At 70.6% G+C, this 15043-nt stretch carries 17 protein-coding genes; 13 read left to right on the plus strand and 4 right to left on the minus strand.

Going from position 1 to position 15043, the window contains the following annotated elements; genetic code table 11:
* Positions 1–43: 43 nt before the first annotated feature.
* From HHX40_RS28740 to HHX40_RS28775, 8 genes are all read left to right on the plus strand, one after another.
* Positions 44–535: a YajQ family cyclic di-GMP-binding protein gene (locus tag HHX40_RS28740; protein ID WP_111697993.1), complete on the plus strand. Its 492-nt coding sequence runs from the start codon at positions 44–46 to the stop codon at positions 533–535.
* Between the two features lie 159 nt (positions 536–694).
* Positions 695–3292 carry an MFS transporter gene (locus HHX40_RS28745; RefSeq protein ID WP_220499694.1) on the plus strand — a complete coding sequence of 866 codons (2598 nt, stop codon included), beginning with the start codon at positions 695–697 and terminating at the stop codon, positions 3290–3292.
* Between the two features lie 2 nt (positions 3293–3294).
* Positions 3295–4110: a YceI family protein gene (locus HHX40_RS28750; protein WP_182872773.1), complete on the plus strand. Its 816-nt coding sequence runs from the start codon at positions 3295–3297 to the stop codon at positions 4108–4110.
* Between the two features lie 33 nt (positions 4111–4143).
* Complete coding sequence (locus tag HHX40_RS28755) at positions 4144–4656, plus strand: MarR family winged helix-turn-helix transcriptional regulator (protein ID WP_182883081.1); 513 nt, start codon at positions 4144–4146, stop codon at positions 4654–4656.
* A gap of 109 nt (positions 4657–4765) precedes the next feature.
* Positions 4766–5686, plus strand: coding sequence for an ABC transporter substrate-binding protein (locus tag HHX40_RS28760; RefSeq protein ID WP_182872774.1), 921 nt, complete (start codon positions 4766–4768; stop codon positions 5684–5686).
* Complete coding sequence (locus HHX40_RS28765; RefSeq protein ID WP_182872775.1) at positions 5683–6522, plus strand: amino acid ABC transporter permease; 840 nt, start codon at positions 5683–5685, stop codon at positions 6520–6522. Before HHX40_RS28760 ends, HHX40_RS28765 begins: the two co-directional genes overlap by 4 nt.
* Positions 6519–7259 (plus strand): amino acid ABC transporter ATP-binding protein, encoded by a 741-nt coding sequence (locus HHX40_RS28770; RefSeq protein WP_182883082.1) that lies wholly within the window; start codon positions 6519–6521, stop codon positions 7257–7259. Before HHX40_RS28765 ends, HHX40_RS28770 begins: the two co-directional genes overlap by 4 nt.
* Positions 7260–7346: 87 nt before the next feature.
* Positions 7347–7922 (plus strand): pyridoxamine 5'-phosphate oxidase family protein, encoded by a 576-nt coding sequence (locus HHX40_RS28775; RefSeq protein WP_182883083.1) that lies wholly within the window; start codon positions 7347–7349, stop codon positions 7920–7922.
* A 34-nt stretch (positions 7923–7956) separates the two neighbouring features.
* Here the strand turns inward: HHX40_RS28775 and HHX40_RS28780 are convergent, their stop codons facing one another.
* Together HHX40_RS28780 and HHX40_RS37245 are read right to left on the minus strand one after the other, a co-directional pair.
* Positions 7957–8820 carry a M48 family metalloprotease gene (locus HHX40_RS28780; RefSeq protein WP_182883084.1) on the minus strand — a complete coding sequence of 288 codons (864 nt, stop codon included), beginning with the start codon at positions 8818–8820 and terminating at the stop codon, positions 7957–7959.
* Between the two features lie 90 nt (positions 8821–8910).
* On the minus strand, positions 8911–9858 hold the full coding sequence (locus HHX40_RS37245) for a 4Fe-4S binding protein (protein WP_259404009.1): 948 nt from the start codon (positions 9856–9858) through the stop codon (positions 8911–8913).
* Between the two features lie 164 nt (positions 9859–10022).
* Between HHX40_RS37245 and HHX40_RS36055 the strand changes: the two genes are divergently transcribed.
* The 4 genes from HHX40_RS36055 to HHX40_RS28805 all read left to right on the plus strand — a co-directional run bounded on the left by HHX40_RS36055 (position 10023) and on the right by HHX40_RS28805 (position 13484).
* On the plus strand, positions 10023–10763 hold the full coding sequence (locus HHX40_RS36055; RefSeq protein WP_220499695.1) for a ComEA family DNA-binding protein: 741 nt from the start codon (positions 10023–10025) through the stop codon (positions 10761–10763).
* A 111-nt stretch (positions 10764–10874) separates the two neighbouring features.
* Entirely contained in the window at positions 10875–11135 is a 261-nt protein-coding gene (locus HHX40_RS28795; RefSeq protein ID WP_133305991.1) for a hypothetical protein, read from the plus strand.
* Positions 11136–11172: 37 nt separating this feature from the next.
* Positions 11173–13155, plus strand: coding sequence for a hypothetical protein (locus HHX40_RS28800; RefSeq protein WP_182883085.1), 1983 nt, complete (start codon positions 11173–11175; stop codon positions 13153–13155).
* Positions 13152–13484 (plus strand): hypothetical protein, encoded by a 333-nt coding sequence (locus HHX40_RS28805; RefSeq protein WP_182883086.1) that lies wholly within the window; start codon positions 13152–13154, stop codon positions 13482–13484. Before HHX40_RS28800 ends, HHX40_RS28805 begins: the two co-directional genes overlap by 4 nt.
* Before the next feature lie 112 nt (positions 13485–13596).
* On the opposite strand, the gene HHX40_RS28810 is transcribed toward HHX40_RS28805, so the two are convergent.
* The gene (locus HHX40_RS28810; protein WP_182883087.1) at positions 13597–14121 is read right to left on the minus strand and encodes an NADH-quinone oxidoreductase subunit C; all 525 of its coding nucleotides are present in this window, start codon (positions 14119–14121) and stop codon (positions 13597–13599) included.
* A complete protein-coding gene (locus tag HHX40_RS28815; RefSeq protein ID WP_220499696.1) occupies positions 14118–14615 on the minus strand; it encodes an NADH-quinone oxidoreductase subunit B in 498 nt (165 codons plus the stop codon). Before HHX40_RS28815 ends, HHX40_RS28810 begins: the two co-directional genes overlap by 4 nt.
* A gap of 219 nt (positions 14616–14834) precedes the next feature.
* Here HHX40_RS28815 and HHX40_RS38340 point away from each other — a divergent pair, with 219 nt between their 5' ends.
* A complete protein-coding gene (locus HHX40_RS38340; RefSeq protein ID WP_368856965.1) occupies positions 14835–14918 on the plus strand; it encodes a putative leader peptide in 84 nt (27 codons plus the stop codon).
* Positions 14919–15043: the final 125 nt, after the last annotated feature.

A 15043-nucleotide genomic window follows, 5' to 3' on the forward strand; every position in this document is an offset into this window, starting at 1 on the left:
CCCACTAATCTCGAAGGGCAACGGAGAGAGGACACGGACACCGATGGCCGACAGCAGTTTCGACGTGGTGAGCAAGATCGACCGGCAGGAGGTCGACAACGCCCTGAACCAGACGGTCAAGGAGGTCGGGCACCGCTTCGACTTCAAGGGCACGGGCGCGAGCATCTCCTGGTCGGGGCAGAAGGACATCGAGATCAAGGCGAACAGCGAGGAGCGGGCCAACGCGGTCCTCGACGTCTTCAAGGAGAAGATCGTCAAGCGCAACCTGTCCCTCAAGATTCTGGACGCGGGTGAGCCGAAGCCGTCCGGCCGGGAGTACCGCCTGGTGGTGGCCCTCAAGGAGGGCATCGACCAGGAGAACGCCAAGAAGATCTCCAAGCTGATCCGGGACGAGGGCCCGAAGGGTGTGAAGGCGCAGATCCAGGGCGAGGAGCTCCGGGTCAGCTCCAAGAAGAAGGACGAGCTCCAGGAGGTGATCTCCCTGCTCAAGGGCAAGGATCTCGACATCGCCCTCCAGTTCGTCAACTACCGGTGATACCGGTCACAGCCGGAAACCAGCGCTAAGGCCCTGACCTGCGGGTTCAGGGCCTTTGTCGTGTCTGGACACCCCACCATCATGACCACTTGGTTGCCCCAAGCAACGATCAGCGTATGATTGCTTAGGGAAACTAAGTTCAAGCGCAGAGGGGCTTTGATGGCGAACGCGATGACCAGGGAGACGCCGCCAGGCGCGGCGGCCCCCGCGATGACGCACCGGGAGATCCTGGAGGCGCTCTCGGGTCTGATGCTGGGGATGTTCGTCGCGATTCTGTCGTCCACCGTCGTGGCGAACGCGCTCCCGACGATCACGGCGGAACTGCACGCGGACGAGACGACGTACACGTGGGTGATCACGGCGACGCTGCTCGCGACCACGGTCTCGACGCCGATCTGGGGCAAGCTCGCCGACCTGTTCAGCAAGAAGTTGCTGATCCAGCTCGGGCTGACCGTGTACGTGATCGGCTCGGCGATCGCCGGCCTTTCGCAGAACCCCTCGATGCTGATCGCGGCGCGGGTGGTGCAGGGCCTCGGCGTCGGCGGCCTGACCGCCCTCGCCCAGGTCATCATGGCGGCGATGATCCCGCCGCGGGAGCGGGGCCGCTACTCGGGTTACCTCGGCGCGGTGTTCGCCGTCGGCACGATCGGCGGACCGCTCATCGGCGGCCTGATCGTCGACACCTCGTGGCTCGGCTGGCGCTGGTGCTTCTACGTCGGCGTGCCGTTCGCGATCATCTCGCTGATCGTGCTGCAGAAGACCCTGCACCTGCCGGTGGTCAAGCGTGACGTGCGCATCGACTGGGGCGGCTCGGTCCTGATCGCGGCCTCGGTCTCGCTGCTGCTGGTCTGGGTCTCCTTCGCGGGCACCAAGTACGACTGGCTGTCGTGGCAGACCGGCGCGATGGTCGGCGGGGCCCTCGTGCTCGCCGCGCTGTTCCTGCTGGTGGAGACGAAGGCCAGGGAGCCGATCGTCCCGCTGCACCTGTTCCGGGTCCGTACGATCAGCCTCGCCGTGATCGCCAGCGTCCTGGTCGGCGTGGGCATGTTCGGCGGCACGACCTTCCTCAGCCAGTACTTCCAGCTCGCCCGCGGCGAGACCCCCACCGTGGCCGGCCTGATGACGCTGCCGATGATCCTCGGCCTCGCGCTCTCCTCCACCGTCTCCGGGCAGATCATCACCCGCACCGGACGCTGGAAGGTCTTCCTCGTCTCCGGCACGTTCTTCCTCACCGCCGGCTTCGCGCTCATGGGCACGCTGCGGTACGACACCGACTACTGGCTCGTCGCCGTCTTCATGTTCCTCGTCGGCGTGGGCGTCGGCATGAGCCAGCAGAACCTCGTGCTCGCCGTGCAGAACCAGGTGCGCGCCGAGGAACTGGGCGCGGGCAGCGCGGTCGTCGCGTTCTTCCGCTCCCTCGGCGGCGCGATCGGCGTCTCCGCGCTCGGCGCCGTGATGGTCAACCGCGTCCGGACCTACCTGCAGGAGAACCTCTCCGCGATCGGCGTCGACGGCACCGGCGGCGAGAGCGGCACGATTCCGAAGCTCTCCACGCTCCCCGCGCCGATCCGGACCGCAGTGGAGGGCGCGTACGGCCACGGGATCGGCGACCTGTTCCTCTACGCCGCACCGGTCGCCTTCCTCGCGCTGATCGCCGTGCTGTTCATCAAGGAGGTCCCGCTGCGGACCAGCGCGCACACCGTCCAGGCCGAGGCTCCGGCGGAGCCCGAGCCCGCCCTCACGGAGCCCGCCCGCGGAAGGAACGGCTCCGCGCCCGGCCGCCACGCCCAGCGCGACCGGCAGACGCCCGTCACAGTCGGCGTAGAGACAACCGGGACCGACACGACCTCGCCCAACGGCTTCGGCGCCGTCCCCCACCACCTCGAGACCCAGCCCTTCGCTCCCGAGCCGTCCGTCCTCACCGCCACGCGCGAGCATCCGTACGCGAGCGTCGCGGAGACCGAGGCGTACGGCACCGGCGGCGGCCGGAGCGGTCAGGGCGGTGTGGAGATCCGCGGGCTCGTCACCGGCCAGGACGGCGTGCCCGTGGGCCGCGCCGTGCTTACGCTGATCGACGTGCGCGGTCACCAGCTCGGCCGTACGGTCACCCGGGACGACGGCGGCTACGCGCTCGCGGCTCCGGGCGGCGGGACGTATGTGCTGATCGCGTCGGCCGGCGACCGGGACCCACAGGTCGCCACGCTGGTCGTCGGCGAGCAGCCGGTGGACTTCGACATGGTGCTCGCGGCCTCCGGACGGCTCGTCGGCACCGTACGCGGCACCGACGGAGCGCCGGTCGCCGAGGCGATGGTCGTGGTGACGGACGTGCGCGGCGAGGTCGTCACGACCGGCGCGACCGACGCCGAGGGCGGCTTCTCCTTCTCCGGCGTGGTGGCCGGGACCTACACGCTCACGGTCAGCGGCGCGGCGTACCGCCCGGCCGCGGTCCCGATCGAGGTGCTCGGCACCGGGCAGACCCGGCAGGACGTCGTGCTGCTGCCCGGCGCGCGGGTGCGCGGCACGGTCCGCGTCCGGGACGGCGTGCCGCTGGCGGACGCCAGGGTCACGCTGCTCGACGCCGCGGGCAACGTGGTGAGCGTGGTGACCACCGGTGAGGACGGCGAGTACGCCTTCACCGACCTCACCGGCGGCCGCTACACCGTCGTCGCGACCGGTTACCCGCCCGTCGCGAACTCCCTGAACCTCGACGGGCAGGGCGACGAACCGTACGACGTGTGGCTGGGGCACCCGGAATGAGCATGTCCACGACGGTCCCCCGGGGACTGCACGCGTCGGTCCGGACCCCGGACGGCTGGGCCGTCCAGCACGCGATCGTCACCGTGACCGACACGGCCGGGCGCCAGGTCGCGCGGGCGGAGGCGGACGCCGACGGGCAGGTCGCCACCGCCCCGCTGGCCCCGGGCGTCTACACGGTGGTCGCGACCGCGATCGGGTACGCGCCGGCCGCGTCCACCGCGATCGCGACCGCCTCGGGGGCGGCGGAGGCCGGGACACTCGTGCTCGCCCGCCAGGGCGGCACCGAGCTTCCGCCGCCCGGGGTGTGGACGATCGACCCGGCGCACTCCAAGGTGTCGGCCACGGCCCGGCACCTCGGCCTGAGCAGCGTGCAGGGGCGGTTCACCGAGTTCTCCGGCCGGATCGACATGGGCGCGACGCCGGAGGAGTCGTCGGTCGTCGCCGAGATCGTGGCGGCGTCCATCGACACCGGCAACGAGATGCGCGATGATCACCTGCGGTCGGCGGACTTCCTCGACGTCCCGGAGCATCCGGTCATCACGTACCGGAGCACCGGGCTGTCGCCGGCGGGCCCGGACCGGTGGACGGTGCACGGCGTGCTGACGCTGAGCGGCGTGAGCCGCCCGGTCGATCTCGACCTCGCGTACCTCGGCACCGGCCCGGATCTGTGGGGCGGGCTGCGGGCGGCCTTCCGCGCGGTCACCGAGCTGCGCCGGGAGGACTTCGCGATGACGTACAACCAGATCGTCCAGGCCGGCATCTCACTGATCGGGGCGACGCTGAAAGTGGAGCTGGACATCCAGGCGGTGCGCGGGTAGACCCTGCCACAGGCAGTCAGGAGGAGGCAGGCCATGACGGAGACGGGGACCTCTCTCCGGCCGCCCGCGGCCGAGACCCAGGAGGGACACGAGACGGTTCAGGAGGCGCACGAGGCGTACTGCGCGGTCGAGCGGCAGCTCGCCATCCTGCTCCGGCGCTCCCAGGCGTTCTCCGCCGGGATGGGACGCAAGGTGCATCCCGAGCTGGACCCCGGCGCGTACGGCCTGCTCGTGCGGATCGACCAGAGCTCGCCCATGCGCTCCAGCGATCTGGCCGCCTATCTGCGGGTGGGCCGGGCGACGATCAGCCGCCAGCTCAAGGTGCTGGAGGAGCTCGGGCTGATCGTCCGCAGCCCCGACCCCGAGGACGGCCGCGCCCACCTGCTGGCCCTCACCGAGGAGGGGCACAGACGGCTCCACGACGCGCGGGCGGCGCGCCAGGGACAGCTGCGTACACTGCTCGCCGCCTGGCCGGAGGAGGACGTGCGGCTGCTCGCCGGGATGCTGGAGAGGTTCAACACACTGACCGAGGGCATGCACCCCTGACTCCGGAGTCCCAGCTGTTACCAGGAGACCTCACCCTGTGACAAAAGCGTCATAACGTGCCCCTAAACTGCGCCTCTGTACAGTTCACGTACTAGAGCGAGGAGGCCGCGTGGCTCCCTGGTCCACTTATCGGCAAGCGGCGGGCATCGGCGCGGCGGCGCTGGCGACGGTCCTCCTGGTGACCGCCTGCGGGGGCGAGTCGGGCGGCTCGGACTCGGCCGCGACGGCCCCCGCCGGCCCGAACACCGTCGCCCTCATCAACGGCGGCAAGATCACGACCTGTACGAACATCCCGTACGAGCCGTTCCAGTTCAACCAGGGCGACAAGGTCGTCGGGTTCGACGTGGACATCGTCGACCTGGTCGCCAAGAAGCTGGGCGTGACGCAGGACATCGTCGACATCGACTTCGCGGCGATCAAGAGCGGCGCCGCGCTCAACTCCCGCAAGTGCGACGTGGCCGCCGCCGGCATGACGATCACCGACGAGCGCAAGCAGAACCTGCTGTTCTCCGAGCCGTACTTCGACGCCACCCAGGCGCTGATGGCCAAGAAGGGCAGCGGGGTCACCTCGCTCGACGACGTCAAGGCCAAGAACCTCAAGCTCGGCGCGCAGGCGTCGACGACCGGTCTCGACTACGTCAAGGGCAAGGGCTTCGAGCCGATCGAGTTCGCCGACTCCCCCAAGGAGCTGCTCGGCCTGCAGACCGGCCAGGCGGACGTCATCGTGCAGGACCTCCCGGTCGTGCTGACGTGGCTGAAGAAGCCCGAGGTCGGCGCCAAGTTCGAGCAGGTCGCCAGCCTCGACACCGGTGAGCAGTACGGCATCGGCATGAAGAAGGACAACACGGCGCTCAAGAAGGTCATCGACGAGGTCCTCGCCGCCGCGAAGTCGGACGGCACCTACAACGCGATCTACAAGAAGTGGTTCGGGACCGAGCCGGGCGCCGCGACCGGCGGTGCCTCGGACGGCGCCACGACCGGTGAGAGCCCGGCCACGACCGGAACCGAGTCGCCCGCCGCCGGATCATGAGTGCTGTGAGCGAGCAGGAGGCACCCTCCCCGGCTGAGCCCCGCAAGGGGCTCAGCCCGCGCCGGAAACAGCGCATCAGCCGGGGCGTCCAGTATGCCCTGCTGGTGGTCCTCGTGGTCGTCCTGGCCGCCCTGGCCGACTGGGGCGCGATCCGCGAGTCGTTCCTCAACCTCGACGTGGCCGGCAAGGGCCTCCCCCAGCTGTTCACGGTCGCCCTGCGGAACACGGTCATCTACACCGTCACCGGGTACGCCTTCGGCTTCGTGGTCGGCCTGCTGCTGGCGCTGATGCGTCAGTCGTCGGTGGCGCCGTACCGCTGGGTCGCGGCCGGATACGTCGAGATCTTCCGGGGGCTGCCCGCGCTCGTCATCTTCCTGATGATCGGCAGCCTGCCGCTCGCGTTCCCCGGCTTCCACGTGCCCGGCGAGGTGTACGGCCAGGCGGCCCTGGGCCTCGGCCTCGTGTCCGCGGCGTACATGGCCGAGACGTTCCGCGCCGGCCTGCAGGCGGTGCCCAGGGGTCAGATGGAGGCGGCGCGCTCGCTCGGCATGCCGTACATGCGGGCGATGGTCTCCATCGTGATCCCGCAGGCCATCAGGATCGTGATCCCGCCGCTGACCAACGAGCTGGTCCTGCTGTTCAAGGACTCCTCGCTGGTGCTGTTCCTCGGGGTCACGGCCGCGCAGGTGGAGCTGGCCAAGTTCGGCAACGACCAGTCGTCCACGTTCGCCAACCCCACGCCGATCCTCATGTCCGGCCTCACATACCTGTTGATCACGATCCCCCTCGGGTACGTCGCCAGGCGGCTGGAGTCTCGTCAGGGAGCGAGCCGATGAGCACCGTCGAGATCAAGGACCTGCACAAGTCGTTCGGCAGCCTGGAGGTCCTGCGCGGCATCGACTTCACCGTCGAGAGCGGCCAGGTGGTCTGCGTGATCGGGCCGTCCGGCTCGGGGAAGTCGACGCTGCTGCGCTGCGTCAACCTGCTGGAGCAGCCGACCTCCGGCAAGGTGATCGTCGACGGCGTCGACCTGACCGACCCGGACGTGGACATCGACGCCGCCCGGCGGCGGATCGGCATGGTGTTCCAGCAGTTCAACCTGTTCCCGCACCTGACCGTGCGGCGGAACGTCACGATCGCCCAGGAGCGGGTGCTCAAGCGGCGCCGGGACGAGTGCGACAGCGTCGCCAGGGAGAACCTGGAGAAGGTCGGCCTGCTCGAGAAGCTCGACGCCTATCCGCCCCAGTTGTCCGGTGGTCAGCAGCAACGCGTGGCCATCGCCCGCGCGCTCGCCATGAACCCCTCGCTGATGCTGTTCGACGAGCCGACCTCGGCGCTCGACCCCGAGTTGGTCGGCGACGTGCTGTCGGTCATGCGGCAGCTCGCCGAGGACGGCATGACCATGCTGGTCGTCACCCACGAGATGGGCTTCGCCCGCGAGGTCGCCGACCGGGTGGTGTTCATGGACGGCGGCGTGATCGTCGAGGACGGGCCGCCCGAGCAGGTCATCGCCGACCCGCAGCACGAGCGGACCCGCGAGTTCCTGCGCCGGGTGCTGCACCCTGGCACCTGACCCCGGCACCTGAGACCCCGCTCTCCCGGCAGTCCACCCTGTGGACGGGGTGGCTGCCGGGCGGGTGGCCCGGGTTATCGTCGCAGTATGGGCAAGGTCTACGAAAAGCTCACCGACCGGCTGCGTGAGTTCGTCTCCGCACAACCCGTCTTCTTCGTGGCGACGGCCCCCGAGCAGGGTGGCCACGTCAACGTGTCGCCCAAGGGCTACGCGGACACCTTCGCGGTCATCGACGACACGACGGTCGCGTACCTCGATCTCGACGGCAGCGGCGTCGAGACCATCGCCCACATCCGCGACAACGGGCGCGTCACGCTGATGTTCTGCGCCTTCGCCGGGCCGCCGAAGATCGTGCGGCTCTTCGGCACCGGCCGGGTGGTGACTCCCGGCGACGCCGAGTTCTCCGGGCTGCTCACGCTCTTCGGGCCGCACCCGGGGGTGCGCTCGGTCATCGTGGTGTCCTGCGACCGCATCGCCGACTCCTGCGGCTACTCGGTGCCCTTCATGGCGTACGAGCAGGACCGGGCGCTGCTCGACGACTGGGCCGGGCGCAAGGACGTCCAGCAGCGGCGGGACTACCGCGCCAAGAACAACCGGGAGAGCATCGACGGCCTGCCCGCGCTCGGCCCCGAGGAGACCGACCCGGTCCGGCAGCACTCCTGAACGCCGCCGGCGCCGGGCCGCGCTCGAAGCCGCGTCAGCGCCGGTAACCGGCCATCCGCTCCAGCCGGGCGATCCGCGCGGCGACCGGCGGATGGGTCGCGAACAGCCGGCCGAGCCCGGCGCAGCGGAACGGGTTCACGATCATCATGTGGCCTGCGGAGGCGAGCCTGCCGTTCTCCGGGAGGGGAAGCCGGCGCGCCTCCATCTCGATCTTGCGGAGTGCCGAGGCGAGAGCCAGCGGGTCACCGGTCAGCCGTACGCCCGCGTCGTCGGCGGCGAACTCCCGGGACCGCGAGATCGCCATCTGGATCATCGTCGCCGCGACCGGGCCGAGGATCATCACCAGGACGGCGCCGAGGAACCCCGGCCCGTCGTCCTTGTCTCCGGAGCCGGAGCCGAAGCCGGAGAACAGGCCGACGTACCCGAAATAGGTGATCATCGTGGCCAGCGCGCCCGCGACGGACGAGATCAGCGTGTCCCGGTTGTTGATGTGCGACAGCTCGTGGCCGAGCACCCCCTTGAGCTCGCGCTCGTCCAGCAGCCCGAGAAGGCCGTGCGTGACGCACACGGCGGCATCACGCGGGTTGCGGCCGGTCGCGAACGCGTTGGGCTGCATGGTCGGCGACACGTACAGGCGGGGCATCGGCCTGCGGGTCTCCGTGCACAGCTCGCGGACGACCCGGTAGAGCTGCGGCTGCTCGACCTCGGCCACGGGCCGGGCCCGCAGGGCCGACAGCGCGATCCTGTCGGCCGTGAAGTAGGCGACGCCGCAGGTCGCGAGTGCGACCACGACGGCGATCCGAGCACCGGCGCCGCCCCCCAGCCAGACCCCGGCCGCCAGGAGGAACGCGGACAGCGCCCCCAGCAGGACCGCGGTGCGCAGGCGGTTGTGGTGCACGCCTCCTCCTCACGGTTGGGTGCGTCCAGCCCTACCAACGCGCAGGTCCTGGGCGAACGTTCCCCGCGAGGTGCTCCGGCGTGCGAGAGGTCAGCTCTCCCCCTCGGGACCGCCCTTCTCACCGGGTTGCCGGGACTTCTTCGGCAGTGAGCCGGGTGGCCGGATGGAGCGGACGTCGCGCATGGCGCGCGGCGGCTCGCGCCGGGGGCGGTTCCCGGGACCGCCCGCGGCGCCGGTCCGGGAGCCCTGCGGCGCGCCGTTTTCGGGACCGCCCGCGGTGCCGTTCCGGGGACCGTTCGCGGGTTCGGTCCGGGGACCGTCCGCGGGTTCGGTCCCGCGCGCTGGCGCTGGTTCCTGCCCGGGAGCGCCGGGGCGCTCCGCCGCGCCGCCCTCCGGCGCCCGGCCCGCCTGCGGACCCGTGGGCTGCGTGGTCCCCTGCACCGTGGGCCGCCCCGCGGCCTCCTCCGCGACGGAGGCGCCCTCGTCGGGCCCCTTCACCGGCCCCGTGACCGGCGGCCGGGCCAACTGCCCGCGCGCGCCCGCCGACGGCCCCTTGAGCGGTCCCTTCGGCGGCTCGGCGCCGACCTCGTGCCCGGGCGGCGGGGGCACGGTCGCGACCCACTCGCCGAGCCTGTCCTTCTCGTGCAGGAGGTCGCGGACGTCGTACTCGGCGTACTCGAACTCCGGCGACCAGAACAGCGCGTCGAACGGGCACACCTCGACGCAGATGCCGCAGTACATGCACAGCGAGAAGTCGATCGCGAAGCGGTCGAGCACGTTGTGGGCACGCGGCCGCCCGCCTCCCGGCGCCGGGACCGTCTCCTTGTGCGAGTCGATGTAGATGCACCAGTCAGGGCACTCGCGCGCGCAGAGCATGCAGACGGTGCAGTTCTCCTCCACCAGAGCGATCACGCCCCGGCTGCGCGCGGGCAGGTCGGGGCGGACCTCCGGGTACTGCCCCGGCTCCGGCCCGTACGGCGCCTGCCGCGCGATCGCGGCCGGATCCCCGCCCGGTCCTTCTCCTGGTACGCACGCCATACCTCATTTTCGCGCACCGTGTCGCGCACTGTGGACGGCGGCCGGGCGCGCGGCTCCGTCCCCGTGGTTTTCCACATCGTCCACAGCCCCGTCCCCAGGGTTGTCCACAGGACGGGTGGAAGAAGGGCACGCACAAACGGCGACGAATCCGTATCGTCTGGACCATGAACGGCTATGGGGGACCGGGAGGCTACCCTCCCGCACCGCAGGGACCACCGAATCCCTACTACGGGGGCTATCCGCCGCCGCCACCGCAACCGCCGTCCGGCGCCGCCAGCGTGTTCTGGGCGCTCGTCCCGCTCTTCACCTGCGGAGCGGGCACGCCCTTCACGATGCTGTACGCCGCCGTCCGGCGGCGCAGCGCCGCGCTCGGCCTGTCCGCCGCCGGATACGCCGCGCTGACGGCGGCGTGGCTCTACAACAGCGTGGTCTACGACGACGTCCCCACGCCGTGGCCGGCGACCGCCGCCATCGTGATCGGCGCTCTCGGTCCCTGGCTCGGCGGGACCCTGCACTCCTTCCTGATCAGGAAGCGGGTGTTCGGCCTCGCCTCGCAGCCCTCCACGCTCAACGAGCACGCGCTGGCGGTCGCGCAGCATCGGCGCACGCTGCGGCAGCAGGCGAGGGAACTGGCCGAGCGGGATCCCGCGATGGCGCGCGAACTGCGGATCGGACGGCCCGACCTGCCCCGGCAGTACGACGACGGAGGCCTGGTCGACCTCAACCGCGCTCCCGCTCCGATCATCGCGAGCCTGCCGGGGATGACCCTCGCCCTCGCCGACCAGGTCGTGCGGGTCCGGGAGCAGGTGGGCGGTTTCGTCTCGGCCGAGGACGTCTCCGCAGCCGCGTCGCTGCCTCCCCACCTCACGGCCGATCTCGCCGAATACGGCATCTTTCTCTCATAAACGCCCCGATTCCGGCCGCAGTCACATATCACTGGTTATTCGAGATGCGTTTCTCTAGGCTGCGAAGTGCTCCTTGCGCGTTTCGTCAGCCGCGACAGCCGGAGGGCACCAGTGACGGCACCGGAAATCGCCGAGTGCAGAGCGGACATGGCCGCGGCCGGCGCCGCCGCGCGGGACATTCTCGATGCGCTCGGCGCCGTGCCCCCGATGTTCGGCGACCACACCTGGCAGGGCCCGGCGGCCGATCAGTGGGCCGCCGGCTGGCAGGCGCGAAAGGTCCAGCTCACCAAGCTGCTCGACGCCGTTCTCACCGAGCAGCCGCATCTCGTCGCCCGTGTCGAGGAGGCGGAACGCCGGAGGGCCGCCTCATAACCCGTCGTCACGGAGTTCGCCGGGGAGAGGGGACGCAATGGGGGAATTCGTCGGGGTCGATCCCGAGAATCTGAAGGAGCTGACCAAACGGCTGGAACATCTCCACGACCTGCTCGCCCGGCAGGGCCCCGCGATTCACCAGAAGATGCAGAAATGGGGCAGTGAACTCAGCTTCGCCTCGCTCTCCCGCCTGATCGCCGCCGCGCTCGACGACGTCCGCGACATGGACGCCCGTACGACCAGGGCGTACGAACTGGCCAGGGAACAGGGGTGGAGCGTCATGACCCGGGCCCCGGGCGTGCTCGGGCCGGTCTTCACCCGTCCCCCGGTCGTACGGCTGGACTGGGAGGCGACCGGGCGGAGCGGCGACCAGGGCAGGCGTGACGCCGAGGCGCTGACCGCCGCTCTCGCGGCCAAGGACCCAGAGGCGGCCCGCGCCGCCCTGTCGACGTTGCCCGAGCACCTGGAACGTCACCTCGCCGACAAGGACTACCAGGCGGCCTTCTGGGCGGGCGCCGGGCCGCTCGCCGTACAGGCCGCCCGCACGCTGTACAACCGCACCGGACCGGCCCTGTTCAGCGCGGAGAGCGTGGGCATCCTGCGGGCGCTCGGCGCCTCGCTGGCCGCCGCGAGCCGGATGCGCGTGGGCACCGGCAAGGAGAGCCGTCCTCTCCTCTCCACCGCGGCCCGCGACGCCATGACCCGCGGTTCCGACCCCTGGTCGGCCGGCATGCTGGCCAAGTACGGCCCGGACGGCCGTTCGTGGGACCCGCGCCTGCTCGCCGACCTGACCCGAGCCATGCTCGACGCCCGCGCCGCGGGCAAGACGATCTGGCCGCCCGCCCGCGGCGAGGCGGAGACCGACACCGGCGCCACCCGTCACCAGCGCCTCATGGCGGAGTTCGACGCCGTCGGGGCCGTCCTGCAACGGGCCGCCGAGAACGGCGTCGCGGCCCGCCACGTGCTCGGCGACCCCGCCACCGGCCTCAGGTACGCCCGCATGCTGGTCAGCGACTCCTGGCACACCCCCGGCTACGATCCCGGCCGGTTCCTCAGCTCGTACGTGCATCCGGGAGGCGCGCTTCCCCCCGCCGGCCGGGTGGACCTTTCGACTCCTGTGGGGGCCTTCCTCAAGGCCGCCGTCTCCGCCGAGCGCGGCACCTCCGCCGACGCCGAGGAGTCCGCCTGGTCCGTCGTCCACATCGTCCAAGCCACCGCCGACTTCGCCAGACTCCACCCTCAGACGGTGCTTCCCAACCAGGTCCGCCAGGCGTTGATCTACACCGCCGAGCGCTACCTGCCGGACTTCGCCAAGTCGGTGGGTCACGACTTCTCCTCGCAGCCGCTGCCGAAGGAGAACGATCCCGCGAATCCCTGGACGGTCGTGGTCAGGAACAGCGAACTGGAGACGGTGATCGCCGAGGCGTTGCGGACGCCGGAAGAGTTCGGACGGTTCAAGGGGATCCTCAACGCTCGCGTGGCGATCGCGGTGGCGGCGACCATCAAGGATCCGTCCGATGCGGATTACCTGAACGAGATAGCCGGCTTGTACGGCCTGGTGCAGCGTCTGCAGAACGAGCGGCACTTCATCGACGAGCAGTTGCGGGATGAAGAAGAGACACGGAACCAGACCGCTTTCGCGATCCTGACCGGCGGCTTCGGTGCGCTCAGCTTCAAGAACACGTGGGGACCGGGGACCATCGCCCAATTCCTGACCGGCAGCTTCGGCCCGTTGGTCAGCGAGTCGTTCGATACGGACCACGCGTTGCGTGCTCTGAAGGACAATGACGATGCCTTCCGCAAGCAGGTTCTTCAGATCGAGGTGCCGGTGGTCCAGGGCCTTATCGGTGCGGGCGCGCTCCATCCGCCAGAACACGTCACCTGGTACACGAACGGCAGGCTGACGCCCAACGCCGAGTTCGTCGAATGGCTCAGCGCACACGCCGAGACCTCCTACGGCGGCAGAACCCTGCTCGAGTGGATCAGGGCCGCGCAGGAAGCGATGAAGGTACAGCAGTGAGGACATCGTGGGCGGCGACCACACTTCTCCTATCGCTGGTGCTCACGCTGGCGGCCTGCACGGAAGAACAGAAGCCGCCGGTCAACGACGAGGTGCAGCGGCGTGATCAGGCGCTCGTGGCGGTGGTGCAGTGCCTTGTGGACCACGGCGGCATCCCGCGCGCGGACCTCCGCGGCCAGCCCTGGCTGGTACGGAACAAGGTCCGCGGAAGCGCGGAACTGGTCGAGTGGCTGAGTGTTCACCGCGAGACGGTTTACGAGGGGAAGACGCTGCAGGCGTGGGAGGACGAGGCGACGGCGGCGTGGCCGGGGTGGAGGTGCCCGTTCTGATGCCGCACCGCCGTCACAGGTGCGGCCGGAGCACCGCGCGGCAGGAGCCGGTGCGGCAGGAGCCGGTGCGGGAAGTAGCACGAGGTCGAGCGCGCCGGTTGCGGGAGTCCCCTCAGGAGGACCCCCAGCCGGGCGGGACGCCTGGGGGGAGCGTCCTGCGGCGGCTCGGGGAGCCCTGGCCGGACTCCCCCGGTTCCTTGGCCCCCGGCCACGCCTTGGCGACCCGGGCGGCCAGCACGAAGTCCTTGCGCAGCGGGTGGCCCTCGAAGCCGTCCGGCAGCAGCAGCGGGCGCAGGTCCGGGTGGCCGTCGAACACCACGCCGAACATCTCGTACGTCTCGCGCTCGTGCCAGTTCGCACCCCGGAAGACGCCCGTCGCGGTCGGCAGGCGGGGGTCGGCGCGTGGCACCCGGGTGCGTACGAGCAGGTGCGCGAACGCGACGGGGTCGAACACGTGGGCCACGACGGAGAACTCCTCCGGTGGCTCGTCCACGGCGGTCAGCCAGTCGAAGAACGCGAACCCGGCCGAACGCGCGGCCGTCAGCGCGTCGATCCATTCGCCGGGCTCCACGTCGAGCACGGCCTGGCCGAAGGAGTCGCCGACGCGGGAGCCGTACGGCTCCGGCAGCGCGCTCACGAGTCCGCGCCCGGGAGGGAGGGGTCCGCGGCCGTCTCACCCGCGATCTTCTCCTGCAGCTTCGTGATCCCGTGCAGCAGGGCCTCGGGACGCGGCGGGCAGCCCGGGACGTACACGTCCACCGGGATGATCTGGTCGACGCCCTTGGTCACGCAGTAGGAGTCCCAGTACGGCCCGCCCGAGTTGGAGCAGGCGCCGAACGAGATGACGTACTTGGGGTCGGGCATCTGCTCGTACAGCCGCCGCACGGCCGGGGCCATCTTGTCGGTGACCGTGCCCGACACGACCAGCAGGTCGGCGCGGCGGGGGCCGTCCGCGAACGGGCTGACCCCGTGGCGGATGAAGTCGTGCCTGCTCATGGAGGTGGCGACGAACTCGATCGCGCAGCACGCCAGGCCGAAGTTGAACACCCACAGTGAGTAGCGGCGGCCCCAGTTCAGCACGAACCGCATCGGCTCGGGCAGCGGCCGCGCCATCGGGCCCACCGTCGGCATCGGAAGATCGTTCACGGGCATGTGCTCACCGCCATACCCCCATTGTCCTCCGCCGGAGGGACCGGTCACGTCCGGCCCGGAAACAGCCCATGACCACGGCAGATGAGCCGGAATGCCCCCTCGCACCGCCTACCGGGTACCCCTGAATATCGGGGGGCGCGATCTCAAGGGCTGAACGCTGACGGTCTCAGCCCGATCCCCCGCATATAGTTGAGGATCGTGACCCGACCCATGCTCGTCGCCCGCTTGCACGTGGACCTGTGCCGGCTCGCCTCGGGCCTGTGTCGCCCGGACGGTTCATGAGGCTGACGGTGCGCCACCCCGGCGGCCGGAGCAACCAGTGGAAACACCCCGCAGACGGCGGGCCGGCAAGTCCCGGTAGACAGCACGTCAAGTGCGCACTACGGAGAAACCAGCCTGACCCCGAT

Origin of the sequence: Microbispora sp. H10949, from assembly GCF_014161435.1 — a bacterium.
Taxonomy (GTDB): Bacteria; Actinomycetota; Actinomycetes; order Streptosporangiales; family Streptosporangiaceae; genus Microbispora; species Microbispora triticiradicis.

Excerpts from the sequence above, each read along its gene's own strand:
- HHX40_RS36055 (WP_220499695.1), top strand. The coding sequence starts at position 10,023 with ATGAACGGCTATGGGGGACCGGGAGGCTACCCTCCCGCACCGCAGGGA.
- HHX40_RS37245 (WP_259404009.1), bottom strand. The coding sequence starts at position 9,858 with ATGGCGTGCGTACCAGGAGAAGGACCGGGCGGGGATCCGGCCGCGATC.
- HHX40_RS28770 (WP_182883082.1), top strand. The coding sequence starts at position 6,519 with ATGAGCACCGTCGAGATCAAGGACCTGCACAAGTCGTTCGGCAGCCTG.
- HHX40_RS28815 (WP_220499696.1), bottom strand. The coding sequence starts at position 14,615 with ATGCCGACGGTGGGCCCGATGGCGCGGCCGCTGCCCGAGCCGATGCGG.
- HHX40_RS28775 (WP_182883083.1), top strand. The coding sequence starts at position 7,347 with ATGGGCAAGGTCTACGAAAAGCTCACCGACCGGCTGCGTGAGTTCGTC.
- HHX40_RS28750 (WP_182872773.1), top strand. The coding sequence starts at position 3,295 with ATGTCCACGACGGTCCCCCGGGGACTGCACGCGTCGGTCCGGACCCCG.
- HHX40_RS28755 (WP_182883081.1), top strand. The coding sequence starts at position 4,144 with ATGACGGAGACGGGGACCTCTCTCCGGCCGCCCGCGGCCGAGACCCAG.
- HHX40_RS28745 (WP_220499694.1), top strand. The coding sequence starts at position 695 with ATGGCGAACGCGATGACCAGGGAGACGCCGCCAGGCGCGGCGGCCCCC.
- HHX40_RS28740 (WP_111697993.1), top strand. The coding sequence starts at position 44 with ATGGCCGACAGCAGTTTCGACGTGGTGAGCAAGATCGACCGGCAGGAG.
- HHX40_RS28765 (WP_182872775.1), top strand. The coding sequence starts at position 5,683 with ATGAGTGCTGTGAGCGAGCAGGAGGCACCCTCCCCGGCTGAGCCCCGC.
- HHX40_RS28800 (WP_182883085.1), top strand. The coding sequence starts at position 11,173 with ATGGGGGAATTCGTCGGGGTCGATCCCGAGAATCTGAAGGAGCTGACC.